The organism is Streptomyces chromofuscus (genome assembly GCF_015160875.1).
In the GTDB taxonomy this organism is placed as follows: Bacteria; Actinomycetota; Actinomycetes; order Streptomycetales; family Streptomycetaceae; genus Streptomyces; species Streptomyces chromofuscus.
In genome coordinates this window covers 5,401,073-5,426,888 of record NZ_CP063374.1, presented here as the reverse complement: position 1 = coordinate 5,426,888, position 25,816 = coordinate 5,401,073, and the positions used below count along the sequence as shown (strand labels likewise).

Annotated in this window: 23 protein-coding genes, 1 pseudogene and 1 riboswitch; of the genes and pseudogenes, 15 read left to right on the top strand and 9 right to left on the bottom strand. The window is 71.8% G+C overall.

Annotated elements, in window-relative coordinates; all coding sequences use genetic code 11:
• Positions 1 to 158: 158 nt before the first annotated feature.
• On the bottom strand, positions 159 to 746 hold the full coding sequence (locus IPT68_RS24585; RefSeq protein ID WP_189696534.1) for a hypothetical protein: 588 nt from the start codon (positions 744 to 746) through the stop codon (positions 159 to 161).
• Between the two features lie 366 nt (positions 747 to 1,112).
• Between IPT68_RS24585 and IPT68_RS34240 the strand changes: the two genes are divergently transcribed.
• The gene (locus tag IPT68_RS34240) at positions 1,113 to 1,283 is read left to right on the top strand and encodes a hypothetical protein (protein ID WP_228039851.1); all 171 of its coding nucleotides are present in this window, start codon (positions 1,113 to 1,115) and stop codon (positions 1,281 to 1,283) included.
• Positions 1,284 to 1,372: 89 nt separating this feature from the next.
• Here the strand turns inward: IPT68_RS34240 and IPT68_RS24575 are convergent, their stop codons facing one another.
• A complete protein-coding gene (locus IPT68_RS24575) occupies positions 1,373 to 2,131 on the bottom strand; it encodes an SDR family NAD(P)-dependent oxidoreductase (protein WP_189696533.1) in 759 nt (252 codons plus the stop codon).
• Between the two features lie 138 nt (positions 2,132 to 2,269).
• Between IPT68_RS24575 and IPT68_RS24570 the strand changes: the two genes are divergently transcribed.
• Both IPT68_RS24570 and IPT68_RS24565 read left to right on the top strand, forming a co-directional pair.
• Positions 2,270 to 2,944, top strand: coding sequence for a TetR/AcrR family transcriptional regulator (locus IPT68_RS24570; protein ID WP_189696532.1), 675 nt, complete (start codon positions 2,270 to 2,272; stop codon positions 2,942 to 2,944).
• Positions 2,941 to 3,642: a Rossmann-fold NAD(P)-binding domain-containing protein gene (locus IPT68_RS24565; protein WP_228039849.1), complete on the top strand. Its 702-nt coding sequence runs from the start codon at positions 2,941 to 2,943 to the stop codon at positions 3,640 to 3,642. Before IPT68_RS24570 ends, IPT68_RS24565 begins: the two co-directional genes overlap by 4 nt.
• A 109-nt stretch (positions 3,643 to 3,751) precedes the next feature.
• Here the strand turns inward: IPT68_RS24565 and IPT68_RS24560 are convergent, their stop codons facing one another.
• Positions 3,752 to 4,039 (bottom strand): ATP-binding protein, encoded by a 288-nt coding sequence (locus IPT68_RS24560; protein ID WP_189696531.1) that lies wholly within the window; start codon positions 4,037 to 4,039, stop codon positions 3,752 to 3,754.
• Positions 4,040 to 4,484: 445 nt separating this feature from the next.
• Positions 4,485 to 5,918: an ATP-binding protein gene (locus tag IPT68_RS24555; RefSeq protein ID WP_189696530.1), complete on the bottom strand. Its 1,434-nt coding sequence runs from the start codon at positions 5,916 to 5,918 to the stop codon at positions 4,485 to 4,487.
• Between the two features lie 925 nt (positions 5,919 to 6,843).
• Here IPT68_RS24555 and IPT68_RS24550 point away from each other — a divergent pair.
• Entirely contained in the window at positions 6,844 to 7,200 is a 357-nt protein-coding gene (locus IPT68_RS24550; protein WP_189696529.1) for a hypothetical protein, read from the top strand.
• 378 nt (positions 7,201 to 7,578) lie between these two features.
• On the opposite strand, the pseudogene IPT68_RS24545 reads toward IPT68_RS24550, so the two are convergent.
• The 3 genes and pseudogenes from IPT68_RS24545 to IPT68_RS24535 form a co-directional block, all read right to left on the bottom strand.
• Positions 7,579 to 9,250 (bottom strand): annotated as a pseudogene (locus IPT68_RS24545) (SWIM zinc finger family protein).
• A gap of 743 nt (positions 9,251 to 9,993) precedes the next feature.
• Positions 9,994 to 10,650: a DUF7737 domain-containing protein gene (locus tag IPT68_RS24540; protein ID WP_189696528.1), complete on the bottom strand. Its 657-nt coding sequence runs from the start codon at positions 10,648 to 10,650 to the stop codon at positions 9,994 to 9,996.
• Positions 10,651 to 10,850: 200 nt separating this feature from the next.
• Positions 10,851 to 12,296, bottom strand: a complete 1,446-nt coding sequence (locus IPT68_RS24535) for a tetratricopeptide repeat protein (protein ID WP_189696527.1) — start codon at positions 12,294 to 12,296, stop codon at positions 10,851 to 10,853.
• A gap of 191 nt (positions 12,297 to 12,487) precedes the next feature.
• Positions 12,488 to 12,670: riboswitch (cobalamin riboswitch) on the top strand.
• A 33-nt stretch (positions 12,671 to 12,703) separates the two neighbouring features.
• On the opposite strand from IPT68_RS24535, the gene IPT68_RS24530 reads away from it, so the two are divergent.
• From IPT68_RS24530 to IPT68_RS24515, 4 genes are read left to right on the top strand one after another with little or no spacing between them, the layout of a single operon-like run.
• Positions 12,704 to 13,462 carry an energy-coupling factor ABC transporter permease gene (locus IPT68_RS24530; RefSeq protein ID WP_228039847.1) on the top strand — a complete coding sequence of 253 codons (759 nt, stop codon included), beginning with the start codon at positions 12,704 to 12,706 and terminating at the stop codon, positions 13,460 to 13,462.
• Positions 13,459 to 13,818 (top strand): energy-coupling factor ABC transporter substrate-binding protein, encoded by a 360-nt coding sequence (locus IPT68_RS24525; RefSeq protein WP_189696526.1) that lies wholly within the window; start codon positions 13,459 to 13,461, stop codon positions 13,816 to 13,818. The genes IPT68_RS24530 and IPT68_RS24525 overlap by 4 nt, the downstream gene beginning before the upstream one ends.
• 5 nt (positions 13,819 to 13,823) lie before the next feature.
• Positions 13,824 to 14,573 carry a cobalt ECF transporter T component CbiQ gene (gene cbiQ / locus IPT68_RS24520; protein WP_189696525.1) on the top strand — a complete coding sequence of 250 codons (750 nt, stop codon included), beginning with the start codon at positions 13,824 to 13,826 and terminating at the stop codon, positions 14,571 to 14,573.
• On the top strand, positions 14,570 to 15,424 hold the full coding sequence (locus tag IPT68_RS24515) for an energy-coupling factor ABC transporter ATP-binding protein (RefSeq protein ID WP_189696524.1): 855 nt from the start codon (positions 14,570 to 14,572) through the stop codon (positions 15,422 to 15,424). Before cbiQ ends, IPT68_RS24515 begins: the two co-directional genes overlap by 4 nt.
• 500 nt (positions 15,425 to 15,924) lie before the next feature.
• On the opposite strand, the gene ku is transcribed toward IPT68_RS24515, so the two are convergent.
• Positions 15,925 to 16,983: a non-homologous end joining protein Ku gene (gene ku, locus IPT68_RS24510; protein ID WP_444545029.1), complete on the bottom strand. Its 1,059-nt coding sequence runs from the start codon at positions 16,981 to 16,983 to the stop codon at positions 15,925 to 15,927.
• Between the two features lie 71 nt (positions 16,984 to 17,054).
• Between ku and ligD the strand changes: the two genes are divergently transcribed.
• Entirely contained in the window at positions 17,055 to 17,936 is an 882-nt protein-coding gene (gene ligD / locus IPT68_RS24505; protein ID WP_189696523.1) for a non-homologous end-joining DNA ligase, read from the top strand.
• 118 nt (positions 17,937 to 18,054) lie between these two features.
• Here the strand turns inward: ligD and IPT68_RS24500 are convergent, their stop codons facing one another.
• A complete protein-coding gene (locus IPT68_RS24500; protein WP_189696522.1) occupies positions 18,055 to 18,861 on the bottom strand; it encodes a nuclease-related domain-containing protein in 807 nt (268 codons plus the stop codon).
• Between the two features lie 112 nt (positions 18,862 to 18,973).
• Here IPT68_RS24500 and IPT68_RS24495 point away from each other — a divergent pair, with 112 nt between their 5' ends.
• The 6 genes from IPT68_RS24495 (at position 18,974) to IPT68_RS24470 (ending at position 25,781) form a co-directional block, all read left to right on the top strand.
• Positions 18,974 to 19,480, top strand: coding sequence for a protein-tyrosine phosphatase family protein (locus IPT68_RS24495; RefSeq protein WP_189696521.1), 507 nt, complete (start codon positions 18,974 to 18,976; stop codon positions 19,478 to 19,480).
• 189 nt (positions 19,481 to 19,669) lie between these two features.
• Positions 19,670 to 20,419 carry a hypothetical protein gene (locus IPT68_RS24490; protein ID WP_189696520.1) on the top strand — a complete coding sequence of 250 codons (750 nt, stop codon included), beginning with the start codon at positions 19,670 to 19,672 and terminating at the stop codon, positions 20,417 to 20,419.
• Positions 20,416 to 21,687, top strand: coding sequence for a sensor histidine kinase (locus IPT68_RS24485; RefSeq protein ID WP_189696519.1), 1,272 nt, complete (start codon positions 20,416 to 20,418; stop codon positions 21,685 to 21,687). Before IPT68_RS24490 ends, IPT68_RS24485 begins: the two co-directional genes overlap by 4 nt.
• Before the next feature lie 128 nt (positions 21,688 to 21,815).
• Positions 21,816 to 22,919 (top strand): SH3 domain-containing protein, encoded by a 1,104-nt coding sequence (locus IPT68_RS24480; protein ID WP_189696518.1) that lies wholly within the window; start codon positions 21,816 to 21,818, stop codon positions 22,917 to 22,919.
• Positions 22,920 to 22,962: 43 nt separating this feature from the next.
• Positions 22,963 to 24,327 (top strand): FtsW/RodA/SpoVE family cell cycle protein, encoded by a 1,365-nt coding sequence (locus IPT68_RS24475; RefSeq protein ID WP_189696517.1) that lies wholly within the window; start codon positions 22,963 to 22,965, stop codon positions 24,325 to 24,327.
• Complete coding sequence (locus IPT68_RS24470) at positions 24,324 to 25,781, top strand: peptidoglycan D,D-transpeptidase FtsI family protein (protein WP_189696516.1); 1,458 nt, start codon at positions 24,324 to 24,326, stop codon at positions 25,779 to 25,781. The genes IPT68_RS24475 and IPT68_RS24470 overlap by 4 nt, the downstream gene beginning before the upstream one ends.
• Positions 25,782 to 25,816 lie beyond the last annotated feature (35 nt).

The following is a 25,816-nucleotide window of genomic DNA, read 5'->3' as shown; positions in this document are numbered from 1 at the left end:
TCTCGGTACATCGCCGCAGGTCAGTCCCAGTAAGAGCAAGGCCCCCGAACCCATCCGGGGCCTCGCAGGTGGCTTGAGTCGCTGAAGCGTGGAGAGCACCGTGTCCTCGCCAGCCAGCCGGCCACGCCAGCATCACCGCTACGAGGGCGAAGCGACTCCTACCCCCTCGACAGCGTGCGCAAAGGCTCACCGCTCTCGGGGGTGAGATCGACGAGGTGGACCTCTGCGCCCCCTTCGTCCCGGGTGACCAGGCGTACCCGATCCGGCCCCACCCACGAAGCCTCGTCCAGCACGTTGGAGGAGGCCCCGTTGAAGTAGCCGACGTGCCAACGGCGCTTGGTCAGCCCGGACCCCTCGTCGACGTAGACCCACCAGATCGAGTCGATCATCGCCGCCCCTTCCTCCACCACAAGATGCCGGTCGGAGCGATCGGGCGCCGCTTCGTCCATCGTCTCCTCGCGCCCCGTGCTGGCGAAAAGCGAGATCGGTACCGCGAGGAGCCCGATGAGGACCGCCGCCACGAAAACCAGGCTCCGGAAGAGGAGGTTTCGTACGCCGACGATCACAGCGGCGGTCAGAGCAGCCACGACCAACAAGCCGATCAGCACCGGGTGGTAGAGCACTTGTGCCACAACGAGCAGTCCACCTGATCGGCTGGACCACCAGCCGACCGCCCCGGCGACCATGAAAACGCCCGCGGCCACCACAAGCCCCAGCACCCGCCGTCGGACCGTCATCTCCACCACATCCCGCCCCTCATCTGCCCAAATGCTCGCCACAGGGTAGAGGCCCTCCGGGAGGAATGATCAAGCCTCACGTATCACGCCGTGGACGTTGACCACACTCCACAGCAGACGACGGATCAAGCATGGATCTCGCGGACCAGGTCGTCGTCTTCGCCGTAGAGCTCCAGTGAGTACCTCAGCCCGAAACGGTCGAGCAGGCCGGCACCGGTCCACTGGGGCGCTCACCACGCTCAACTCGCCGCCGAGGCAGGTGTCAAACGTTGGGTCCTCACCCACAAGCACGTCGACCTGAAAGAAGAATTCGCCCGGCGAAAGTCCGAGGCGAACGGCGTCCCACCCGCGTTCCAGCACCTGCACGCCCGCGCAGTGGACGCCGAAGCCGCCGCCCGCACGCTGCGGGAGGACAACGACCGGCTTCGCGAGCGCGTCGCCGTCTATGCCCAGGTCATCCACGAACTCCGAACCGAGCTGGACCGGCGCACCGACAACGACACCCAGCGCAGTCCCGTCCGGAGCCTCCCCACCAGCATCACCTGACGCGCTCCGTGTCGGCGTACGAGCTGAAGTTCACGTGTACGCCGACATCATGAGGAGTGGCTTGTTGGCCGGTGGTGGCAGCGGGTGTCTTACTGGGCCTTGTAGCCGCCGTCGACGTTGAGGATGGTTCCGGTGACGAAGGACGCCTGCGGGGAGGCGAGCCAGGTGATGGCGTCGGCGACCTCGGTGGGGCGGCCCATGCGGTTGACCGGCTGGAGGGCGGCGATGGTGGCCTCGTCCCAGGTGCCGGCCTCGATGGCGGTGCTGAGGATGTCGGTCTTGATCGCGGCGGGGGCGACGCCGTTGATGCGGATGCTGTCCGTGGCGTACTCCAGCGCAGCGGACTTGGTCAGGCCGACCACGGCGTGCTTGGTGGCGGAGTAGTTGGCCGCGTAGCGCATGCCACCCAGGCCGGCGATCGAGGCCAGGTTGATGATGGCGCCGCCGGGGTTGTGCTGAGCCAGCATCTGCTGGATCTGGTACTTCATGCCCCAGAAGACGCCGAGCACGTTCGTGGTGAGCATCTGTTGGAAGCGGCTGGTGGGCTCGTCCGCCAGACGGCCGGTGTCGAGGGAGACGCCGGCGTTGTTGACGGCGACATCGAGCCGGCCGAAGCGCTCGACGGTGGCCGCGACCAGGGCGGCGACTCCCTCTTCGGTGTTGACGTCGGCGGCGATGAAGGCGGCCTGGCCGCCGTTGTCGCGGATCTCGCGGGCGACGGCTTCTCCCGCCTCCTTGCGGCGGCCGGAGACGACGACGGCGTGGCCGGCGCGGGCCAGGGCCAGGCTGGTCTCCTTGCCGATGCCGGTGGTGGCTCCGGTGACCAGGGCGACGCTGGAAACGCTCATGACGGTGGACCTCTTTCACGTGCTGGATGGTGCGTACTGCCGACGACCCCGAAGTAGCAGACCGTCGGTCTCTTGTTCCTCCAAGGTAAGAGACCGGCGGTCTTATGTCAAAAGACCGGCAGTCTGTAAGATGGGCGCATGGCGACTTTCCAGAGGGCGCGCAGCGAGGAACAGCGCGAGATCCGGCAGCAGGCGATCCTCGACACCGCGACGGCGATGCTCGAGGAGATGCCGGTCAGCGCGGTCAGCCTGAACGAGCTGAGCAGGCGCGTGGGCCTGGCCAAGTCCAACGTGCTGCGGTACTTCGAATCGCGCGAGGCCATCCTTCTGGAACTCCTGGACCACCACCGGCGGCAGTGGACGGATGAGCTCCCCGCGCAGCTGGACGCCGTGATCACCCCGGACGCCCCGGTGCGCGAGCGCACTCAGGCATTCGCCGCCGTCCTGACCCGTTCCCTCGCGCAGCACCGCGTGCTGTGCGACCTGCTCAGTGCCCAGGCCGGCGTTCTGGAACACAACGTCTCCGCCGAGGTGGCCGCCCGCTACAAGCGTTCCGCCCTCGGCAACGTCGCCGCTCTGGCCGCCCTGGCCCGCCGTCATCTGCCCGAACTGGGCGACCGGGCCGACGGTTTGTGCGCGCAGGCCGTCATGGTGACTGGCGCGGTGTGGACGCACGCCCGGCCCTCCGCGTCCATGCTCGCCGCCTACGAGGCGGACCCCTCGCTCGCAGCCCTGCGTATGGACTTCACCGCCACTCTGGAAGAGATGCTGGCCACCCTGATCGCCGGCACCCTGGCCCGGGCGGAGGGATGAGCATGCGTGTGGCCGTCTTCGGAGCGTCCGGCATGGTGGGGCACGGCGTGCTCGACGCCTGCCTCAACGACCCGCGAGTGGGCGACATCCTGGTCGTCGGGCGCACACCGCTGAACCTGCGCCATCCGAAGGTCCGCGAGGTCGTGCACACGGTCTTCACCGATTTCACGGCGATCCAGGGCGAGTTCGAGGGGCTGGATGGCTGCTTCTTCTGCCTCGGCGTCTCCGCGGCGGGCCGCAGCGAGGCGGAGTACACCCGCATCACGTACGACTACACGCTGGCCGCCGCACGGGCGGTGAGTGCGTACAACCCCTCCCTGACCTTCACCTACGTGTCAGGAGAGGGGACCGACAGCACGGAGGCCGGCCGCTCGATGTGGGCCAGGGTCAAGGGCCGTACCGAGAACGCACTGCTGGCGATGCCCTTTCACGCCTACCTGTTCAGGCCCGGATACATTCGCCCCCAGCGCGGCGCCGTCTCCCGAACCGCGGCCTACCGCCGGCTCTACCGGCTCACCTCGTGGCTCTACCCCCTCCTGCACCGGCTGGCACCCGGGCACACGACGACGACCGAGCACCTGGGACGCGCCATGATCGCCGTCGTGGGACTCGACGGGCACGGCCCCCACGTCCTCCACAGCCCCGACATCAACCGCCTTGGCACCCCTGCCTCCACGGGCGCAGCCCCTGAGCGCTGACGTCCGGCCATCAACACCCCGGCATGCTTCTCCTCGCAGCGGCGGCTGCGGCCTGACTCCCGTGGGGCATCGGACGGTCGTGGTCACCGTCTTGCCCCGGCATGGACCTTCACCTGCACATCGGCCGAGGCCTCCTGCACCGGATGCCAGCCGAACCCGCCCGGCGTCCGGGATCCAGCGGGCGGGGCCGCGGTGGGAGGGTGCTGGCGTAGTCCACCGCCACCGCCACCGCCAGCGTCTTCGCCCCCGGCTTCGCCTCCAGCCGGAAACCGGTCACTCCGCCGGCATGCCACACGGCGTTGGCGAACAACTCGGAGACCACCAGCAGCACCGCCTCCGGCTCGCTCCCGCTCGTCAGCGAGCTGTTGTCGGCGGTGACCGACAGCGGCTGGCCCACGCGCTCCACGGGCTCCGCCGGCCGCGGCCCGGTTGCTTCTGATGCCGGGCTCGGCGATATCGCTGCCGCCTTTCGCGCCCACAGCCTCTCGGCGGCCTGGCCGCCGTCTCCCACGAGCTCTCCCGAGCCGCCGACGCTGCGGATCGGGCGCACGGCTTGGAGTCCGGAAGCGATCCGGTGACGCTCTACGGCGCGCACAGTCCCGCCAGGCAGCGGCCGCTTCATCGATCACCGTCACCTCAGGCGCCAGCACGGATCAGAAGCACGCACTGACATTGGAAGCAACAGCTCGCAATAGGCGAGAGAAGACGCGGTCGACACCGTCGGGCGATCGGCCTCCCCGACCTACCGCTGCCCGAACCCGCGCCTGGGGGGTGGGCCTGGGTGGAGGCCTACCGGCACTGGGCGTCCTGAGCCACGTACCCCACGCCTCACCATCTCTCCGCTACTGCCAGGCGCGGACCAGATCTTCAGGCCCCCAGTGGGCCGCAAGCGGCAGACTGCCGACGACACTGCTGCGGGACACCGCGACCAGCGGGGTGTCCCGCCCGGCTCCGGGCACCGCGAGTACGTCCCGAGCCAGGGCGTCGTATTCGCGCCGGCCGAACGGCTGGGACTCCAGCCACTTGATGGAGCCGACGAAGTGCACTGCGCCCGCCACGGGTTCACGGTCGGTGCCGACCAGGTCGATCTCGGGGTTGTTCTGCCGGTTCCACCAGCCGCCGACCGCCTCTGTCTCCGGCCATCGCTCGTCGGGCAACAGCCGCAGCAGCGACTCGCGAATGAGCGGCTCGACCGCGCGCCCCCGCCAGGTGGTCCAGGACCGCTCGATGCGCTCCAGGGCAAGATCGCCCCGGCCGCGCTCGATGAGCGGGATGCCCCGCTGCAGGAAGGCCAGCCAGAAACGGAGATACGGATCGGCGATGCGGTAGCGCTTGTTCTTGGTGTCGGCCTTTGCGGACAGCGGCAGGTCGGCCGCGAGAACCCGCTTGGCCTGCAGGGTGTTCAGCAGCGGGGACAGCGTGCCCGATGGCAGGGCACCTGTTCCCCCGGCCTGTGCAGCGATGGTGGAGAAGGTCCGCTCGCCGCTGCCCACTGCCTCCAGCACCGCCCGCGAGTGCGACGCCCCGGGGAACTCCCCCAGCAGCGACAGCTCGCCCGCCACCAGGAGCGGAGACAGCGGATTCGCCACGGCCTCGCGCAGGAAGTCCGCCCGGCCCATCCCGGGCCGCCACGACTGGACGATTTCCGGAAAGCCTCCCGTGATCAGCAGCGCGTCCACCGCGTCCGCCGCATCCAGCCCGGTCATGGCCTGCACATCGCCCAGGTGCAGCGGCCGTACGGTCATCTTCGCCGCCCGCCCGAAGAACGGGCGGCCATACGACTGCAGCGCCTCCATCACCGACATGTCGCTGCCGACCAGGATGAGCAGGACCGGCTTGGCGGACAGGTGACGGTCCCAGACGGTCTGCAGAGCCCCCTCGAACTCCGCGTCCTGCTCAACCAGCCACGGCACCTCGTCGATCACCGCGATGCTCGGGACGTCGTCCGGAACCGCGACGGCCAGTGAACGCAGCGCCTGATTCCAATCCGCGGCCTGCAGCCCGGCCACCAGCTCCGCCCCCGGTAGGGCGGACTGGGCGATCGCCCCAGTGAAGTCCGCCCGCTCGGCCACGGCATTGCGGCCCCGGGTCGCCTGGAAGACCACGTACGGAACCCGGGACCGGTCACAGAACTCCTGGACCAGGCGAGACTTCCCCACCCGGCGCCGCCCGGTCATGATCACGGCGCGCCCACGGGTGGCACCCGCGCCCTCGATCACCAGGCCCAGCTGTCGAGCCAGCAGAGCCAGGTCAGCCACCCTCCCTTTGAATTCCACAGGCCCTCACAGCAGACACAGTATCCATATTACGTAGATTGCATCTTACTTAGATGGTAGCTCGCTTCCCGTGCCGGCGTGACACCGTTGAACCCGTCGGAAGCACGGACAGGCGCGCCCACACGATTCCGGGCCTCGGGCAGATGCGCCGGCGTCGGTCCAACCAGAGAATCCAGCAGGTCACAGGCGGTCCGGCACGGCCATCCCTCGCTTGCGGCTCCTGCCGGGACCCGAACCTGCGGTCCATCACCGCCGACCTACCGATTCAGCCGAACAGCCGTCTCGATCACCAGCTGCCCGCTCCCCCAGCTGGTCCACCCGCTGCCCATGCTCCGAGCGCCCCGCCGGGGGCACCCTGCATGAGGCGCTCAAAGACCCCGTCACCAGCGGAAACACTGAGAACGGGGTCTTCGCGCATGTGCAGGCGTACGCAGCACCGAGCGGCCCGAGGACGGGGTCTGTGGCTCTTCGTGGACAGGGTTTTGGAACATCTGCCCTCGGCCAGCCCCGGCATTTCCGAGGTGCCCCTCAGTCGGCGTGGGGCCGCTCCTCAGGAGGCGGAGGCGGTTCCGGGGTGCTCTGTCGTTGCGCCTGGCGCGCGTTCTCTTCTCGCAGGGTCGTCCACCACGGCCACACAGACCCGGCAGAGGTTGTGCCAGGCAGGCGAGACCGTGCTCGATACGGCACCGTTCCGGCGGACACAGCCCGCAGACCGTCACCGCCCATCGGACAGCTCGATTCACCGATGCCTCGCCGGGACCGTATGGGCAAAGCGACTTGCCGCCCCACATGCTTTTCAGACGTCCCGTAGGCCGAAAACGATCTACCGGTTGAAGAGACCGCACGGCATGCTCACGCCAGGGTCAAGCCATGATCCTCGTCCGGCTCCTGCCGGGGCCGGCCGGACGACGTCCCAGGAGTGTCCGTGAAGAACCTGTCCCGCAGATCCCACCTCGTGGCCGCCGCCGGTGCGCTGCTGCTTGGACTCGCCGTCGCCCCGGCCGCACACGCCGACTCCGCCTACGGATGTATCTATCCGCAAGTGTGCATCTACGACGACACCAGCGTCACCTCGCCGATCGTCGGACGCTTCCAGCAAGTGACGTCGTACTGGCAGTACCTGAGCAACCCCCAGTCGTACTACGCCGTGGTCAACACCCGCAACGACGACGTGGCCTACGTCCTGGACAGCTACGGGACCCACTGCATCGAGCCCAATGGCAGCATGAGCTCCAGCGGCCGCATCACCGCCATCCGCATCGACTCCCGCTCCTCCTGCTAGACCGGCCGTGGACAGCTGCTCCTCCGTGGAGAGGAGCAGCTGCTTGGGCATCGCGGTCGGCTGATGTGCGGCCGGACCCACAGGAAATGGCCGGTACGGTAGTCGCGCAGCAGGTCCTCGATACGCCGATTGGCGCTGTTGCCGGGGAGCTCGGCCACCTCGGACCGAGCTTCCTGCCACACGCGTGAGTACGTCCAGGACGGAACGACCGATCCCTTCTCGCTCAGAACCGTCGCCCGTTGTCAGCCGTGCCTCGTGTGTCCAGGTGCTCGCGGAGCACGGCAACGAGGTGCGGTGGGCGCCTGGATCGGCGACAGGCCGACCCACCCATACAGCCGTAACACGGCCGCGCGGGCGGGCACGGGCAGCCCACAGGTCTCACAGGTCGTGTTCGTCCATCAGTCGCATCAGGTTCCGCTTGCGCCTCTGGGTGGCGCGCAGGTTGGCGGCGTAGGCCGTGAACGCGTCCGGGGTGCCCAGGCGGTGGTGGCAGTCGCGGATGCTCAGCAGCAGGCTGACGAGCTGTTCGTAAGTGGCGTTTCCGGTTTGGCGAGTGAGCGGGTCGGCCAGGCGGAGGTAGACGGGGAGAGCCTCGGCGGGGCGGGCGGCACGGTACTCGTCGGCGAGGGTGAGCCACTGGCTGTCGTGGGCACCGGTTTCGACGGCTGCCTGCCAGGCCGCGTCGATGTCCTTGTCGTCGAGCAGGACGTCGACCAGGGCGGAGCCGCCGTGGGTGCCCTTCCGTCCCGCGTCGACACGCAGCAGGGACAGCGCGTTCTCACGCTCGGCCGGCCAGCATCCGTTCGCCTGGGCCGCGGCGCGGAGTTGTCGGTAGGTGAGCAGGGTGCGGCGCGCGGCGAAGTGGTCCCGTCGCAGGGCGACGGCGTCGGCGAGGCGACCGGTCCGTGCGTAGCGGTCGGCGAGGTGGTCGACCAGAGCGGTGTCGACGGTGGCGAGGTCTTCGACGTCCCGGATGCCGCGCTCGGCCCATTCCAGTGCTTCGGCGGGGCGGTCGGCGGTGTTCAGTTCCTGGGCGATGACCAGGTGGGTGTGGCCGTTCGGCGCAAGGTCCTCGGCGTGCAGGGCGATCACCATGTCGATGTCCCCTCCCGCCTTGGCGAGGCGCTGCACCAGGTGTTTCTCGGCCCAGCCGGTGCGGTGGAACTTCCACGCCTCGACCGCGCGCCGGCGCAGGGCGGTCATCCCCCGGTCGGTCGCCGAGCAGGTCGTGGTAGTCGAGCGGGTCGATGCCGGTCAGGTCGGCCGCGTCATCGAGCGCGTGTGCGACCAGCCAGTGCGCGAGCTCCTCGGGGTCGGGGCGGGCCTCGTGACAAGCGTCGTAATGGACCCCGGCGAGGTCGGCACCGATCTGCCCGAGCCATCCGTCGGAGTCGTCGACGCTCTCCACGACCCCGGCCAGCAGCCCGATCGCCTCTCGCGCCAGGACCGTCGCGGCTGCCGCCCTGCCCGAACCGGTCAGCGACCGGATCGCGGACACCGCCTGCCCGGCCTGGTCCGCGTAGGCGCGGGCGTCGGCGTACTCGACGTAGCCGTACCGGGTGAACGGGCCGATATCAAGCAATTCACGGACACGTGACCGAAACCAGGCCAAGTCGCCCCTGGCGCTCGCCGCCCGCAGCTCCAGGCGGCGCCGCACATTCCGGTCCTTGGCGGCCTCGTCCCGCACGAGGGTGAGCAGTTCGCCCCGCGACAGACCGGAGAGCCAGTCCTCAAGGCCCCGCGCCCGGTCCCGGGCCGCCCTCCGCTGCCGGGGGAGGTCGGCCTTCTGAGCCAGAACGGTCAGACCGAGCGCGACCAGGTGCTTGCAGAAGTTGCCTTCCTGGCCGTACGGGCAGTCGCAGGCGCCCGCCGGCCCCCCGCGCCCGCCCAGGGTCAGCTCGACCTCGTAGCGCTCCGTGCCATGGACCGACGCTCTGATCCAGTCGTCACCGACCTCGATCCCGGACACCGCGTCGACGTAGTCGACCCCACGCTCGAAGGACCGCGCCCCGGCCAGCGCCCTCAGGTTCGCCTCGGTATGACCGTCCACGAATCACCGCACTCCGTCTCGGTCTCCGCTCAACTGCTCGCACCCTTACGGCCGTCGACCGACCCGGACCGCCATACAGCCCTACGAAGAAATTTCCTTCCACACGCCGAGACGCCGCCTCACCTGCTGTCATCGGGTGCTCGCGATCGCCTTGCCGGTGAGGCTGCTTGCGATGTCGTGATCGCCAATCGGCGTGTGGATGCGGAGAAGAGGGGGCGGCCACCGACCCAGGGGTGAACGGAGACAGTGCGCTGCCGACGCCCGCCTTGGTCGCCTCTCTCGTCGAAGGCACCTGGCGTCCAGGCCTCAGCGGGCCTGCGTCCTCCCTCGACCGACCCGCCCAAGTACCGGGGCACAGCAGGGCCCTACAGATTTGGCCCCCGCGCGGCCCGCCCTCCGGATGAGGCGGGCCAGCGCCTCGGGAGGCGCCGTCGCGGGGTAAACGGAACCTACGCCTCCGGCGGGAAAAACGGAAGACCCCTGTTGCCCGTGGGGCGTGCAGGGGAGTCCTGGGCTGCTCCCGAGGTGGGGGTAGGCGGTCACTTCGGCAGGTCAGCGCACGCTGGGCGGCAGTCGCCAGAGGTCGGGGCGCCTTCGTGACGTCACGGAGGGCGAGTTCGTGACAAAAGGGGCTTTTCCGGCGGTTGCTCTCCTCGTGGGCCGATGGCTCGTCAGGGTCCCGTGCTGTGTCAGGGTCCCGTGCGGTCACCCGTGCGGTACGCCCATCAGGTCCTACTCCGCCGTCAGGCGCCCCGCTCGATCTGCGCGACGATGGACTCGTCCGCGATCTCCGTGTCGGCGGCCAGTAGGAACGCCTTGCTCAGGATCAGCGACAGGCGGTCGTCCTCGAGCGGGAGGAAGACCTTGCCCCGTCCCGAGCGGCCTGCCGGGACGACGCACAGGTAGCTGTCGTCCGGTCCCGTCAGGATGCTCGCCGAGCCCAGGTGGATCTTGTACGCGCGCAGGTCGCCGCGCACGGTCAGGAAGCGGCCGTCGAGCTTGCACCGGTCGGCGATCTGGAGGCGCGGCAGGATGCGGTCCAGCGCCTCGCGGCGTGCCTCGGCGTTCTCGGTCAGCTCGGCGAACCCGGCACGGTTCCCGTACCCGCGCTCGGGGCCGCCGTCGGTCCGGTCGAGGTCGGCGGCGATCGAGGTGACGCCGACGAAGAGGTCCACGTCGCGCATCGCCTCGCTGAACACCAGCGGGGGCACGTCGGTGAGCGGTGCCTCGCGCCAGGCGCCCGCCACCCGGCGGTCGAAGCGCCCCTGGTCGGTCGAGGCCAGTTCGTCGTCGCCCGCCCAGTCGATCCACGTATGGAAGAAGCGGACCCGCCACTCCCCCGCCGCCCGGTGCGGTCGGCCTCGTTGCCGTCCCAGGGGCCGAGCCGGTCGCTCGTCCATCCCGGGCCCTGAACAGGGCGAACATCCTGCGGTGGTGGACTGGCGCGCGACCGCGGAACGGCAGCCGCGGTACGGGGGACTGACAGTGGACTCCGGCAGGAGCGGGCCCCGGGCGGAGGTTGGTTACGACGGCCCCGCCGCGGTGCGGGCAGGGGGCCACTGCCGGCCAGTGGCCCCCTCTCCGTCCGCCGGGCCGTCCGTCACCTGCTGATGAGTGGTCTGAACGCGTTGCGCACATCGGACTTGGACTCGGTGACGTACTGGTCCTTCGGTGGGGAGTCGTAGGTGCCGTACGTGTAGTAGGTGAGGAGCGCCGGGCAGCTGGAGCCGCTGATCTGGATCGTGCGCTTGGCGACGAGCCTGCCGGTGCGCAGTTCGTAGACGCGTACCGGGATGGCGATCTTGTGGAAGGTCACGTAGGTGATGCCGCCGGAGTCACGGGCCTCATAGGGGCACGTCTCGACGGAGCTGCCGTGGGCCGACTCGCCCACGCAGACGATCGCCACCGCTCGGGCCGCGTCACCGGCCTTCCAGCTGCCGGGGAGCTGGTTCGTGTACTCGGTGTTGCCGAAGTACAGCGCGCGGTTGGTGCCCTTGCCCATCGGCTTGGCGGCGCTGTACTTGGCCGGCTGGGAGCAGTACTCGGGCTGTGCGTCCTCCGTTCCCGACAGCAGGCCGCGGACGTTGTCCAGTTCGATGGCCTGCGTGGCCCTGATGACGCCCGTGCGGGCCCGGCCGCGCAGGTCGTCGTCGGGGTGGTCGGCGAGGAGTTGCCGGTAACGTGCCCTGGCCGTCTCCCAGTCGCTGTCCTTCATGAGGCTGTCACCGCAGGCGACGAGGGCGCCGGGCGCCACCCGGGTCGCGGTGTCGGCGGAGCGGTCGAGCTGGTCGCCGGTCGGCTCGCGGTCGCGGAGCCAGTCGGTGATCCGGACGGTGCCGCAGGGGCTGTCGGTGGGCAGGCCGTCGAGGAATCCGTCCAGGACGGCACGGACGGTCCGCTCGTTGCCGGGCTCGCGCAGCGCCGAGCCGAGGATGCCGAAGCCCTCCTCCAGCGCGTCGTTGTCGCCGCGCAGCCCGCTGTCCAGCAGGGCCCCGGCCGTCTCCAGCCGCCGGCAGTCCTCGACCACCTCGTCCCCGCGGGCACTCAGCGGGGCGTCGGCCACACGGTGCCCGGCCCACACCTCGTCCTGCGCGCCGAACACCCCGGCGCAGTCGCCCCGGTCGCGGGCCTCGGTGACATCGCGCCCGATGCCCGCGGCGTCGTACCGCAGCAGCCCCACCGCCAGCAGCACCGGCAGCGTGACGGCGAGCGCGACCAGGCGCTGCCCGCGCGAGGCGACCCTGGGCATGCCGCGGCTCGCCAGGAACCACCCGTGGGCGACGACCGCCACCCACCACACCAGCGCGGCGATCTCGTACCCCCGCGAGGCCGTGGAGACGAGCGCGGACACGAGGACGACCGTGCCCAGCACGGCCGTCACGGCGAGCTTGCGCCGTCCGATCAGGAGGTAACCGACGCCGAGCAACGAGGCGTTGCCGAGGGCGACGGCCAAGGGGTCGTACCGCCGGGGGCGGTGGCGGGGCGGCGGGCCGGGGTACGGGTCGGGGTCCGGTAAGCCGGGTGTGAGGTACGTCGGTTGGTCCATCGTGCGCTCCCCCTCGTATGAACCTCTGTGCACCGAGTGTGGGGCGGCATCGGCCCCGCGTCAGCCCTCGGGGAGAAACTCCCGTCGGGCCATCGGACAGCGGGCCCGACCGGCGACGTTGGGGGTGCGCGCGGCGTGACCAGCGTCTTCGCGCCCCCGATGCGCCGCTTGTCACCACCCCCGCGGGCGCATTACTGTCACCAGGCCTTGGTGAACGGGAAATCCGGTGTGATGCCGGTGCGGCCCTCGCCACTGTGATCGGGAAGTCCGGCTCCGGCCCTCACGGGCAGCCACTGGGTCCTCGGACCCGGGAAGGCGGAGCACGGGCGGTGTCACCCGTCAGCCAGGAGACCGGCCGAGGCGCGTTGTACACCATCCACGAGGTGCTGGAGAGGGTCTGCTGAGCCATGCACATAGCCGAGGGTTTTCTGCCTCCGGCGCACGCGATCGCCTGGGGTGCCGCGTCCGCGCCGTTCGTCGTCCACGGAGTCCGTTCCCTCACCCGTGAGGTCAGGGAACATCCCGAGAGCACCCTGCTCCTCGGCGCCTCGGGCGCCTTCACCTTCGTCCTGTCGGCGCTAAAGCTGCCGTCCGTGACCGGGAGTTGCTCGCATCCCACCGGCACGGGCCTGGGTGCCATCCTGTTCCGGCCGCCGGTCATGGCGGTGCTGGGCACCATCACCCTGCTGTTCCAGGCGCTGCTGCTGGCCCACGGCGGGCTGACCACGCTGGGCGCCAACGTCTTCTCGATGGCGATCGCCGGGCCCTGGGCGGGCTACGGGATCTACCGGCTGCTGCGGCGCTACGACGTGCCGCTGATGGTCGCCGTGTTCTTCGGCGCGTTCGTCGCCGACCTGTCCACCTACTGCGTCACCAGCGTCCAGCTGGCGCTCGCCTTCCCCGACCCGAGCAGCGGGTTCCTGGGCGCGCTCGGCAAGTTCGGCGCCATCTTCGCGGTCACGCAGATCCCGCTCGCGGTGAGCGAGGGTCTGCTGACGGTGCTGGTGATGCGGCTGCTGGTGCAGTCCAGCAAGGGCGAACTGACCCGGCTGGGCGTGCTGCTCGGCAAGAAGACCGGCAGCGGCACCGGGGAGACCGGCACCGAGGGCTCCGGTATCGAGGGGTCCGGCACCGAGGAGACCGGCACCGAGGCGGTGGCCCGGTGAAGCGCGGGACGAAGATCAACCTCCTGCTGCTGCTCGCCGTCGTCGCCCTGGCGGTGCTGCCGCTCGCGCTCGGGCTCGGTGACCACAAGGAGGAGCCGTTCACCGGCTCCGACGGTGAGGCGGAGACGGCGATCACCGAGCTGGACCCGGACTACGAACCGTGGTTCTCGCCCTTGTACGAGCCGCCGTCCGGGGAGATCGAGTCCGGCCTGTTCGCCCTCCAGGCGGCGGTCGGCGCGGGCGCGCTCGCGTACTACTTCGGGCTGCGCCGCGGACGCCGCCAGGGTGAGGCGCGGGCCGAGCAGCGGCTGAGCGCCGCGGGGGTGCCCGGGCACGACGGAGCCGAAGGGGCCTGAGCCTCATGCTGCCGATCGACGCGGCGGCGCACAGCAGTCGCTGGCGCCGCCGCCATCCCTTGGACAAGGCCGTGCTCGGACTGGGGCTGACGGTGCTGGCTATCTCGCTGCCGCCCTGGCCGGGGGCCGTGCTGGTGCTGCTGACGGCGCTGGCCGCGCTGCTCGGCCCGGCGGGCGTGCCCGGGCGGCGGCTGTGGCGGGCCTACCGGGTGCCGCTGGGCTTCTGCGTCACCGGCGCGCTTCCGCTGCTGGTGCGGGTCGGCGGCCCGGACGGGTTCGTCGGGCTCGCCGACGGTGGCGCGGTGCGCGCCGGGGAGCTGCTGCTGCGCACCTCGGCGGCCTCCCTCGGGGTGCTGCTGTTCGCGTTCACCACGCCGATGTCCGACCTGCTGCCCCGGCTGGTCCGCGCCGGGGTGCCCGCGCCGGTCGTGGACGTGGCCCTGGTGACGTACCGCATGAGCTTCCTGCTCCTCGACTCCGTTCGCCGCGTCCACGACGCCCAGGCGGCCCGCCTCGGCCACACCACGCGGGCCGCCCAGTGGCGGTCGCTGGCCGGGCTCGGCGCCATCGCCTTCGTGCGGTCCTTCGACCGGGCGGCGCGCCTGCAGGCCGGGCTCGCCGGGCGCGGGTACGACGGCACGCTGCGCGTCCTGGTGCCCGAGGCCCGCGTCTCCGTCCCGTTCACGGCCCTGAGCGTCGCGCTGTTCGCGGCGCTGGCCGCCCTCACCTTCGTCCTCGAAAGGCCGCTGTCATGAGCGAGTCCTCCGTTCTGGTCGCCCTGCGGGGGGTGTCCTTCGCCTACGAGGACGGCCCGGCCGTGCTCAACGGACTCGACTTCGAGGTGCGCGAGGGGCGTGCGCTGGCGCTGCTCGGCCGCAACGGCAGCGGCAAGACCACGCTGATGCGGCTGCTCAGCGGGGGGCTCCGGCCGCACGCCGGGGTGGTGACGGTGGACGGTACGCCGGTGTCGTACGACCGCAAGGGGCTGACCCGGTTGCGGACCTCCGTGCAGCTGGTGGTGCAGGATCCGGACGACCAGCTGTTCGCCGCCTCGGTGGCGCAGGACGTGTCGTTCGGGCCGCTGAACCTCGGGCTGCCGGACGCGGAGGTGCGCGCTCGGGTCGAGGAGGCGCTGACCGCGCTGGACGTCGCCCGGCTGGCCGACCGGCCCACGCACCTGCTGTCGTACGGGCAGCGCAAGCGGACCGCGATCGCGGGTGCCGTCGCCATGCGGCCGCGGGTGCTGATCCTCGACGAGCCGACGGCCGGGCTGGATCCCGACGGCCAGGAACGGCTGCTCGCCACCCTCGACGGGCTGCGCGCCGGGGGTACGACCGTGGTGATGGCCACCCACGACGTCGACCTCGCCCTGCGCTGGGCCGACGACGCGGCCCTGCTCACCCCGTCCGGCGTCCGCACCGGCCCCGCTGCCGAGAACCTGGCCCGCGCGGAACTGTTGCGGGCGGCGGGCCTGCGCCTGCCCTGGGGCGTCGCGGCGGCGGCGCTCCTGCGCGGACAGGGACTCCTGGACGGCAGCACCACCGGCCCCCGCACGGCGGAGGAACTCGCGGCACTGACGACGGGGCGGACGGGGGGACGCGACTGAGGGCGCGGGCGGGGCGGGCGGGGCACGTGGCTGAGGTCGGCACTTGGACGGCGTGCGAAGGTGCGCGGCCGGGTGCTGGGGTCGGCACTCGCGATGGGGCGGGCGAAGGCACGCAGCTGACCCGATGGGGCAGACGAAGGCGCGCGGCTAAGAGCCGGTGGCCCTGTCAGGGGCGCGGGACGGCAGCCGACACCCCGGTCAAAGGACCGCGGGACCGGGAGCCGAGACCCGGGCAGGGCCCGCGCGACTGACAGCCGACGAACCTGAACGAGCCCACGCGACTGAGCATCGACGGGGCAGGCCGAGCCCCCGCACCTCGGCAACGACGGGACAACACGGGCCCACGCACCTCAGCAACGACGAGACAACACGAGCCCACGCACCTCAGCAACGACGAGACAACACGGGCCCACGCACCTCAGTACCCGGCAGCCCCGCGGGCCCCCCCCCCGCTCCTGCTGCCCCCGCGCAGAACCCGGAGTCGGATCGGACCGCCCCGCTCACGCCGATCGCTTGCGCGGCGTGGCCTTCTTCGTCGTCGTCTTCTTCGCGGTGCTCTTGGCCGTGCTCTTCGCCGTGCTCTTCGAGGAGGCGGCCTTCTTCGTCCCCTGCTCCGGCGTCCCCTGCGCCGACCTGGACGCCGTCTTCCTCGCGGACGCGGTCGTCTTCTTCGCGGCCGCCTTCTTCGCCGTCGACTTCTTGCCGGCCGGTTCCTTCGGCGTGGCCCGGCCGGCCTTGCGCTCGGGAAGCGGGCGGACCTCGGCCTCCTCCGCGGGGGCCTCGCCGCGGGACTCCCGCGCCGCCCGGACACTGCTCTCCAGGGCCGCCATCAGATCGAGCACCTTGCCGCCCGCCGCGGGTTCGGGAGCCTCGGGGAGCGCCTCGCCGGCCGCCTTCGCGGCGATGACCTCCTCGACGGCCTCGCGGTACTCGTCGTGCAGGTCCTCCAGGTCGACCTCGCCGAGGGTGTCCATCAGGGCGTCCGCGAGGTCGAGTTCCTTGTCGCGGACGGTGACGTTGGCGTCGGGCGCGACGCCTTCGGGCGCGCGGACCTCGTCCGGCCACAGCAGCCCGTGCATGGCGATCGCGTCGCCGACCACCCGCAGCATGCCCAGCCGCTCCCGGCCGCGCAGCGCGAACTTGGCGATGGCGACCTTGTTGCTGCGCTTGAGGGCCTCGCGCAGCAGCGTGTACGGCTTGGCGGCGGGGGCGCCGCCGGCCGCGAGGTAGTACGCGGCGTCCATCTGGAGCGGGTCGATCCGGTCACCCGGCACGAACGCCACGATCTCGATCGTCTTGGCGGTCGGGATGGGCAGCTGGGCCAGATCCTCGTCGCTGATCGGGATGATCGTCCCGTCCGCGTCCTCGTACCCCTTGCCGATCTCCGCCCCGCTGACCTCGCGCTCCTCCAGTTCGCAGAACTTGCGGTAGCGGATCCTGCCGCCGTCCTCGGTGTGGATCTGGCGGAACGAGATGGAGTGGCTCTCGGTGGCGTTCACCAGCTTGATCGGGATGCTCACCAGGCCGAACGAGATGGCGCCGTTCCATATGGATCGCACATTCAGCACCTTTCGAGGCGGCATCAGCAGGGTTCATACGATTCTTCTGCATTTCGTGTGATTCTCATCGTATGACGCCGATCACAGAGGTGGAGGGGCGACGGGTCGCGCTCAGCAATCTGGAGAAGGTGCTGCATCCCGCGACCGGCTTCACCAAGGGCGAGTTGTTGCACTACTACGCGACGACCGCCGACGTTCTCCTGCCCCACCTGCGGGATCGGCCGGTGTCCTTCCTGCGCTACCCGGACGGCCCCGACGGTCAGGTGTTCTTCACCAAGAACGTGCCGCCGGGTACGCCCGAGTGGGTCACCACCGCCGAGGTGCCGCGGTCGGAGGGGCCGGCCCGGATGGTGCTGGTGCAGGACCTGCCGAGCCTGATGTGGGCGGCGAACCTGGTGGCCGAGTTCCACACCCACCAGTGGGTGATCTCGCACCCGGAGGTCGCGGACCGGATGGTCTTCGACCTCGACCCGGGGGCGCCGGCGAACGTCGTGCACTGCTGCGAGGTCGCGCTGTGGCTGCGGGAGCGGCTGGCCGCGGACGGGATCGACGCCTATCCGAAGACTTCCGGCTCGAAAGGGCTGCACCTGCTCGCGGCGGTCCGGCCCACGCCCTCCGACCAGGTCACGGAGTACGCGAAAGGGCTCGCCGTCGAGGCGGAGCGGACCATGCCGCGACTGGTGGTGCACCGGATGACGCGGAGTCTGCGGCCGGGGAAGGTGTTCGTCGACTGGAGCCAGAACGCCGCGCGCAAGACGACGGCCACCCCCTACACCCTGCGGGCCCGGTCCACGCCGACCGTCTCGGCGCCGGTCACCTGGGAGGAGGTCGAGGCGTGCCGGGACGCCGGCCAGCTCACCTTCCTCGCGACGGACATCGCCCCGCGCGTGCAGGACTACGGCGACGTGCTGGCGCCGCTGCTCGACGCGGGGCGGGCCAGTCCCCTGCCGTGAGCCGAGGCGTCGTAGGGCGAGGCGTCGTACGGCGAAGCGTCTTACGGCGGAGCCGAGGCGTCGTACGGCGAAGCGTCGTACGGCGAGGGCCCGGCGCAGGTCACGTCCTCGGCCGGGGTCACACCCGCGTCCACGTGTTCCGGTCCCGCGCCATCGCGTGCAGGGCCTCCACGTCCGCCGGCTTGAGGACGCCGCCCAGACGGGCCAGGCCGTCGAGCTCCGTGTCCTGCAGGACCCGCACCTCGCGGACCGGGCCGGGGACCGAGACGCGGGACGGGCCGACCAGGGCGAGGACGGGGCGGACCTCGGCGGTCAGGGCGTACGAGGCGCGGGCGGCGTCCGCCCTGACCCGGCGCAGCAGCGGACGCCCCTCCCGCCGCCCGAGCGTGACCATGGGGTCGGCGATCACGACCCGCTGCTTGCGGGCGTACAGGGAGTGCACGGCGAAGAGGCCGCCGGGGCCGATCAGCAGGTGGTGAACGCGGTCGCCGCCGGGCAGCGGGAGGGAGTGCAGGGCGTGCCAGCCCGCGCCGTCCATCCGGTCCAGCGCCTCCCCCACCGTCTGCTCGGCCTCCAGCGCCCGGCGCCGGGGGTCGGCGCGCAGCCGGGGCACGGGTCCGCCGGGGTCCCGGTCCAGGGCGACCAGGAGGGCCTCGCCGGGCCGGTTGGGGGCCAGGTCGTCGTCGGGGTGCAGGGTGAGGCGGGCGAGTTCCGCGGGGGTCGGGACCGGGGGCGGGCCGACCGTGACGGGCCCGGTGAGGAAGGGGCGCAGGGCCTGCAGGACGTCGTCTCTGCGGTCCTCGCTCAGCAGGTTGACCCGGGCCGCCTCACGGTCGTACCAGGCGATGTTCCTGCCGTCCGTGAGGCAGACGTACAGTCGTTCACGGCCGTGCCGCCAGGCCGGTACGACGCGCAGTCCGCTCATGCACATCACCCCATGACCATGGGAACAGGCGGGGTGCTCCAGGGGCAAGAACCCGGCTACCTTTGGAAGGAGTTGGGACGGGCCCGCCCGCGGGGCGGTTGGGGAGGCGCCGTTGCGTACCCGCAGGAAGCAACCCGACGTACCGGCTCCGGACATGCCGTGGAACGAGATCGTGCCCGGTCTGTGGATGGGCGGGCACGAGTTCACGGGCCATGCCGGGCACGTGGAGTTCGCCGTGGTCCGGGACGAGTTCGACCTGGTCCAGACGCTCCTGCGGCTGCCCGGCCACGGACCCGACCCCGGCGTCGACCACCAGGTCTGGCCGATTCCGGACGGCCCGCTCGACGGCACCCAGCTGGCCGGGGTGATCCGGTTGGCCGAGGCGGCCTGCGACGCGCTGGACCGGGGCCACCGGGTGCTGGTGCGCTGCTACCACGGCTACAACCGCTCGGGCCTGGTGATCGCGCACGCCCTGATCCGCCGGGGCCGCTCCGCCGAGTCGGCGATCCGGCTGATTCGTGCCCGCCGCGCGCCGTGGGCGCTGCACAACGAGCTGTTCGTGGAGTACCTGCGCACAGGGCTGCCGACGGTGCGGTTCCTGGAGGAACTCGCGGAGTAGGCCGTCCCCGGCCGGGACCTCACGGACACGTCTGCCGGGACCTCACGGACACGTCTGCCGGGACCTCACATGCACAAACGGGACCTCAGGTACATGAGCGGACTTTCCCGCCAATAGGGTGTACGCACGAACAAGCCGCACGCACGCATAAGGTGTACGGGCCGACCGTCCCGAACCACAGGATGCCCCGTGCCCCGCCGCCTCCTCCCGCTCGTCACCCGCGCCCGGGTCCGCGCTTTCACCGCCCTCGCGCTGCTCTCGGTGACCGCGACGGCCTGCGGCGACGCGGGCGATCTGCGCGGCGCCGGGCCGACGCCGACCGCGGCGGGTCCGGCCCGGCTGTGGCCCGAGCTGCCGCCGGCCTCCAGCCCGGCCTTCGACATCGGCGAGGTGGACATCCAGGTCGTGAAGGGCGTCGGCGTGCCCGGCGACGACATCCGTGAGGTGGACCCGGTGGCGGTGGTGCGGGCCGAGATCGCCCGCAGCCCGGGCGACTACGAGGGGCCCAAGGCGCGCTACCGGGGGACGAACAGCCGGATGGAGGAGTGCGGCCGTGCCGGGGACGGGGCCGGGTGCCCGGTCCTGGAGCCGTACTACCGGGACCTGACCGGCGACGGACGGCCCGAGATGACGCTGGGCTTCCGGCTGCTGCCCGGCGAGATGACCGCCGTGCGCGTCTACACCGTGGAGAGGCACCGGCTGGTGCAGGTCATGGCCTACGACGACGCCGTGAGCAGCATCGAGATCGCCGGGCAGTCGGTGATCCTGCGGGCGCCGTCCGAGGTCCCGGGCTATCAGTACCGCCTCCAGTGGAGCTGGGACACCGACCAGCGCGCGATGCTGCTCACCCACGACGAGATGTTGCGCACCGGCGAGCGGCCGGACCCGGAGTACCCGCCCCGCACCCCCTCTCGCACCCCCTCCGCGAGTCCTCGATGAGGCTCGCGCTGCCGCGCTGGGCCGGCACCCTCGCGGTGAAGGCCGCCGCCTTCATCACCGTGATGTGCTGCGCCCTGGCCGCGCTGCTCGGCGTCCTGGTCCATGTCTCGGTGACCAACCAGACCGTCGGCCAGGCCCGCGACCTCGCGCTGGCCCGGCTGGCGGAGGCGACGGCGGCCTACGAGGCCGGGGATCCGCTGACGCCGGGCGCGGGCCTGGACCCCGAGGGGCTGCCACCCTCGCTGCGCTCGCTGGCGGCGGCCGGGGACCGCGGCACGATGGTCGCCGAGCACGACGGCCGGCCGACGATGTGGGCGGCGGGTCCTGCCGACGGCGGCCGGGCCCTCGCGGTGGCCGTCGACTACTCGCAGCAGGCCCGCACGATCCAGGGCCTCGACCGGTCGATCGGCTGGTCGTCGGCGCTGGCGATCGGGGCGACCGTGCTGGTCGGGGCGTTCGCGGTGACCCGGGTGACCCGGCGGCTGCACACCACGGCGCGGGTCGCCCGGCGGATCAGCGCGGGCGCCCTGGACGCCCGGGTGAACGACCCGCGCGCCCGGGACCGGACGCGACCGCAGGACGAGGTGGCCGCGGTCGCCGCCGCGCTGGACTCGATGGCCGCGTCGTTGCAGGGCAAGCTGATCGCCGAGCAGCGGTTCACCGCGGACGTGGCGCACGAGCTGCGCACGCCGCTGACCGGCCTGCACGCGGCGGCCGAACTGCTGCCGCCGGGGCGCCCGACCGAACTGGTCCGCGACCGGGTGGCCGCGCTGCGCACGCTCACCGAGGACCTGCTGGAGATCTCCCGGCTGGACACCGGGCGCGAGCGGCTGGACCTGGACAGCGAGGAGCTGGGCGCGCTGGCCGCACGGGTCGTCCGGGCGTCCGGTACGGACACGGTGGTGCGCGTCGTCCGGGACGCGCGGGTGGAGACCGACCGGCGGCGGCTGGAGCGGGTGCTCGGCAACCTCGTCGCCAACGCGCACACGCACGGCCGGCCGCCCGTCGTCGTGACGGTGGACGGGCCAGTGGTGACCGTGCGGGACCACGGGGCGGGCTATCCGGAGTACCTGGTGGAGCACGGCCCGCAGCGGTTCCGCACCGAGGGCGGGGCGAAGGGGCACGGCCTCGGCCTGACCATCGCGCTGGGCCAGGCGGAGGTGCTGGGCGCCCGGCTGGAGTTCCGCAACGCGCCGGGGGGCGGGGCGGTGGCGCGCCTGACCCTGCCTCAGGCCCCGCGGGACGGGCGCAGGCCGGACGGGGAGTGACCCGCGGGCGCACGGCCGACGGGGAGTGACCCTCCCCGATGGCGCACTGTGACGGGCGCCCCGCGAAGGCCGCTCCTAATGTGGCGATTAGTCAGCTTCGCCCCGCCCCCTCACGGGAGGTTCTCCCCATGTCCCTGCGATCTCCCCGCACCCGTCTCGCCGTGACGGCAGCCGCGGGTGCCCTGGCCGCCGCGGTGGCGATCTCCCCGGCCTGCGCCGGCGGTCTCTGGGACGCTGCCGGTCCCGGCTCCGGTACCGGCGCCGTCCCCGCGCCCGGCGGCGAGGCCGGCACCGTTCCCGCCCCTGTGCCGGCGCCCGTCCCCGGCGTCGGCGTCGCCCCCGGCTTCGGCGTCGCCCCCGGCTTCGGCTTCGCGCCGGGCTTCTTCGGCCCGGGCTTCGGCTTCGGTCCCGGCTTCGGTCCCGGCTTCGGCTTCGGCCCCGGCTTCGGCCATCACAACGGCTTCGGCGGCAACGGCCGCGTCGACGTGTACGCGGGCAACGGCGTCGACGTCTTCGCCGGCGGCAACGGATTCGGCAACAACGGCTTCGGCGGGAACGGCAACGGATTCGGCAACAACGGCTTCGGCGGGAACGGCAACGGCTTCGGCTTCGGCGGGAACGGCAACGGTTACGGCGGGAACGGCCGTGTCGACGTCTTCGCGGGCAACGGCGGCGTCGACGTCTTCGCCGGCGGCAACGGCCACGGCGGGAACGGTTTCGGCGGGAACGGCAACGGCAACGGCAACAACGGCTTCGGCGGAAACGGGAACGGCAACAACGGCTTCGGCGGAAACGGGAACGGCAACGGCAACAACGGCCGGAACGACTTCGGCGGCAACGGCAACGGCAACAACGGCCGCCACGACTTCGACGACGATGACGACGACGACTTCGACGACGACTTCGACGACGACGGGGACGACATCGGCGGTGACGGCGACGAGGACTGGTTCTTCGACGACGACTTCGACGACGACTTCGTCGGGGAGGGCCAGGGCGCCCGCTACGAAGGCGTCGTCACCGCCGGCAGCCTGGCGCTGCGCTCGTCCCCCACCCAGCGCAGCCGCGCCATCGCCCGGGTCGAGCGGGGCGAGGTCCTGCCGATCCACTGCAAGACGCCGGGCCAGCGGGTGCAGGGCAACCCCCTCTGGTACCTCGTCGGGGGCCGCACCTGGGCCTGGGGCGCGGCCCGCTACATCAACAACATCGGGCCCGCGCCACGCTGGTGCTGATGCCGACGGCACGCAAGCCGCATCATTTGGGTAGGTACCGGACATGACGAATGCCGGAACCGGAACCGCCGTGGCAGTGGACGCACCCGCTCCCGCGGTCCGTCTCCCCCGGCGCCGTGGCATCGAGCTCGCCCTCATCGTCGTAGCCGTACTCCTCCCGGTGTACGGCTACTGCGCTGTCGGCCTCGCCAGGACCGGCGCCGTCCCGCCCGGCGCGGTGGGCTACGGAGCCGGACTCGGCGTCCTCGCCCTGCTCGCGCACCTCGCGGTCCGCCTGCGCGCCCCGTACGCCGACCCGCTGCTACTGCCCATCGGCGTGCTGTTGAACGGCATCGGCCTGGTGCTGATCTACCGGCTGGACCTGGAAACCCCCGGCGACCGGGCGGCCCCCGCCCAGCTGGTCTGGTCGGCGCTGGGAATCACCCTCTTCGCCTACGTCGTCGCCGCCCTGCGTGACCACCGCGTGCTCCAGCGGTACGCGTACGTGTGCGTCGCCGCCGCGCTGCTCCTGCTCACCCTGCCGATCTTCTTCCCGGCCGTGAACGGGGCCCGGATCTGGATCCGGATCGCCGGTTTCTCCATCCAGCCGGGCGAGTTCGCGAAGGTGCTGCTGGCGGTGTTCTTCGCCGCGTACCTGGCCGCGAACCGCAACGCGCTCGCCTACGCCGGCCGCCGCCTGTGGAAGCTCCAGCTCCCCACCGGCCGCGTGCTCGGCCCGATCGTCGCCATCTGGCTGGTGAGCGTCGGCGTGCTGGTCCTGGAACGCGACCTCGGCACCTCGCTGCTGTTCTTCGCCCTGTTCGTCGTCATGCTGTACGTCGCCACCGGCCGCAGCGGCTGGATCGCCGTCGGCCTGCTGCTGGCGACGCTCGGCGCGGTCGCCGTCGGCCGGACGGAGCCGCACGTGGCGGCCCGGATCCAGGACTGGCTGCACCCGTTCGCGTCCATCGAGGCCGGTCAGGGTCCCAACCAGCTGGCCCAGTCGCTGTTCGCGTTCGCGGCGGGCGGCGTCCTCGGCACCGGCCTTGGCCTCGGCCACTCCACCCTCATCGGCTTCGCCACCAAGTCGGACTTCATCCTGGCGACCGCGGGCGAGGAACTCGGCCTGGCCGGCCTCTCCGCGATCTTCCTCCTGTACGGCCTGCTGGTCGAGCGCGGCTACCGGGCGGGCCTCGCCCTGCGCGAGCCGTTCGGCCGGCTGCTCGCGGTGGGCCTCGCCTCGATCGTGGCGCTCCAGGTGTTCGTCATCGCGGGCGGGGTGACCGGCCTGATCCCGCTCACCGGCATGGCGATGCCGTTCCTGGCGCAGGGCGGCTCCTCGGTCGTCACCAACTGGGCGATCGTGGCGTTGCTGATCCGGGTGAGCCACTCGGCCCGCAAGCAGTACGACGGGCAGGTCGCCCCGTGACCCGCCACATCCGCTACGCCGCCGCCTTCTGCGCCCTGCTGCTGGCCGCCCTCCTCGTCAACGCGGCCCGCATCCAGGTCGTCCAGGCCGGCGCGTACGACGGCAACCCGGCCAACCGGCGCCAGGACTTCGCCCGTTACGGCCAGCCGCGCGGCGACATCCTGGTCGGCGGCCGGCCGGTCACCGGCTCCAAGGACACCGGTGAGCACCTGCGGTACGAGCGCACGTACGCGCAGGGCCCGCTGTACGCCCCCGTCACCGGCTTCTCCTCGCAGGTGTACGGAACCACGTTCCTGGAGCACGCCGCGGACGGCACCCTGTCCGGCACCGACCCGATGCTCTCGCCGTTCCCCCTGTGGAACGACCTCACCCGCGCCCGCAGCCCCGGCGGTGACGTCGTCACGACCCTTGACCCGGCGGCGCAGCAGGCGGCGTTCCGGGCCCTGGGCAACCGCAGGGGCGCGGTCGCGGCGATCGAGCCGGCGACGGGGCGCATCCTGGCGCTGGTCTCCACCCCGTCCTACGACCCGGGGGCGCTGTCGGGGAACGGGCCGGCGGTGACCCGCTCCTGGCTGGGGCTGAACGGGGACCCGAACAAGCCGATGCTGAACCGGGCGGTACGGCAGACGTATCCGCCGGGTTCGACATTCAAGGTGGTCACCGCGGCGGCCGCGCTGGACGCCGGGGTGATCACCAGCGTCGACGCGCCGACCCGCTCGCCCGACCCGTACACCCTGCCCGGTACCACGACGGCCCTGCGCAACGGCAGCGGCGGCTGTGCGAACGCCTCGCTGCGCAAGGCCTTCGAGAGGTCCTGCAACACGGTCTTCGCCAAGCTGGGCGTCGACGTCGGTGTGACGGACATGGCCTCGACGGCCCACGCGTTCGGCTTCAACGACACCGACCTGCGCATCCCGTACTCGGTGGCGCAGAGCACCTTCGACACCTCCGTCGACCGGGCGCAGCTGGCCCTGTCCTCGATCGGTCAGTACAACACCCGGGCCACGCCGTTGCAGATGGCGATGGTCTCGGCCGCGGTGGCCAACGGCGGTCAGGTGCGCGAGCCGTACCTGGTGGAGCGGACGACCACCGCCCGCGGCGCGACGGTGTCCACGGCCGGCGCCACCCCGGCCCGTCAGGCCATGTACCCGTCGACCGCGATGCGGCTGCGGGAGCTGATGCGCGACGTGGTGGAGCACGGCACCGGCGTCAACGCCGCGATCCCCGGCGCAACCGTCGGCGGCAAGACCGGCACCGCCCAGCACGGCGTCGACAACTCCGGTACGCCGTACGCCTGGTTCGTCTCCTGGGCGCAGGGCGATCAGGACCCGGAGCCGAAGGTGGCGGTCGCGGTGGTGGTGGAGGACGCGGCCGCGCACCGCCGTGACATCACCGGGGGCGGCATGGCGGCGCCGATCGCGCGGGCGGTGATGCGGGCCGTGCTCGGGTCGTGAGACGGGGTGCACCGCGGCGAACGGGCGCCGACCTA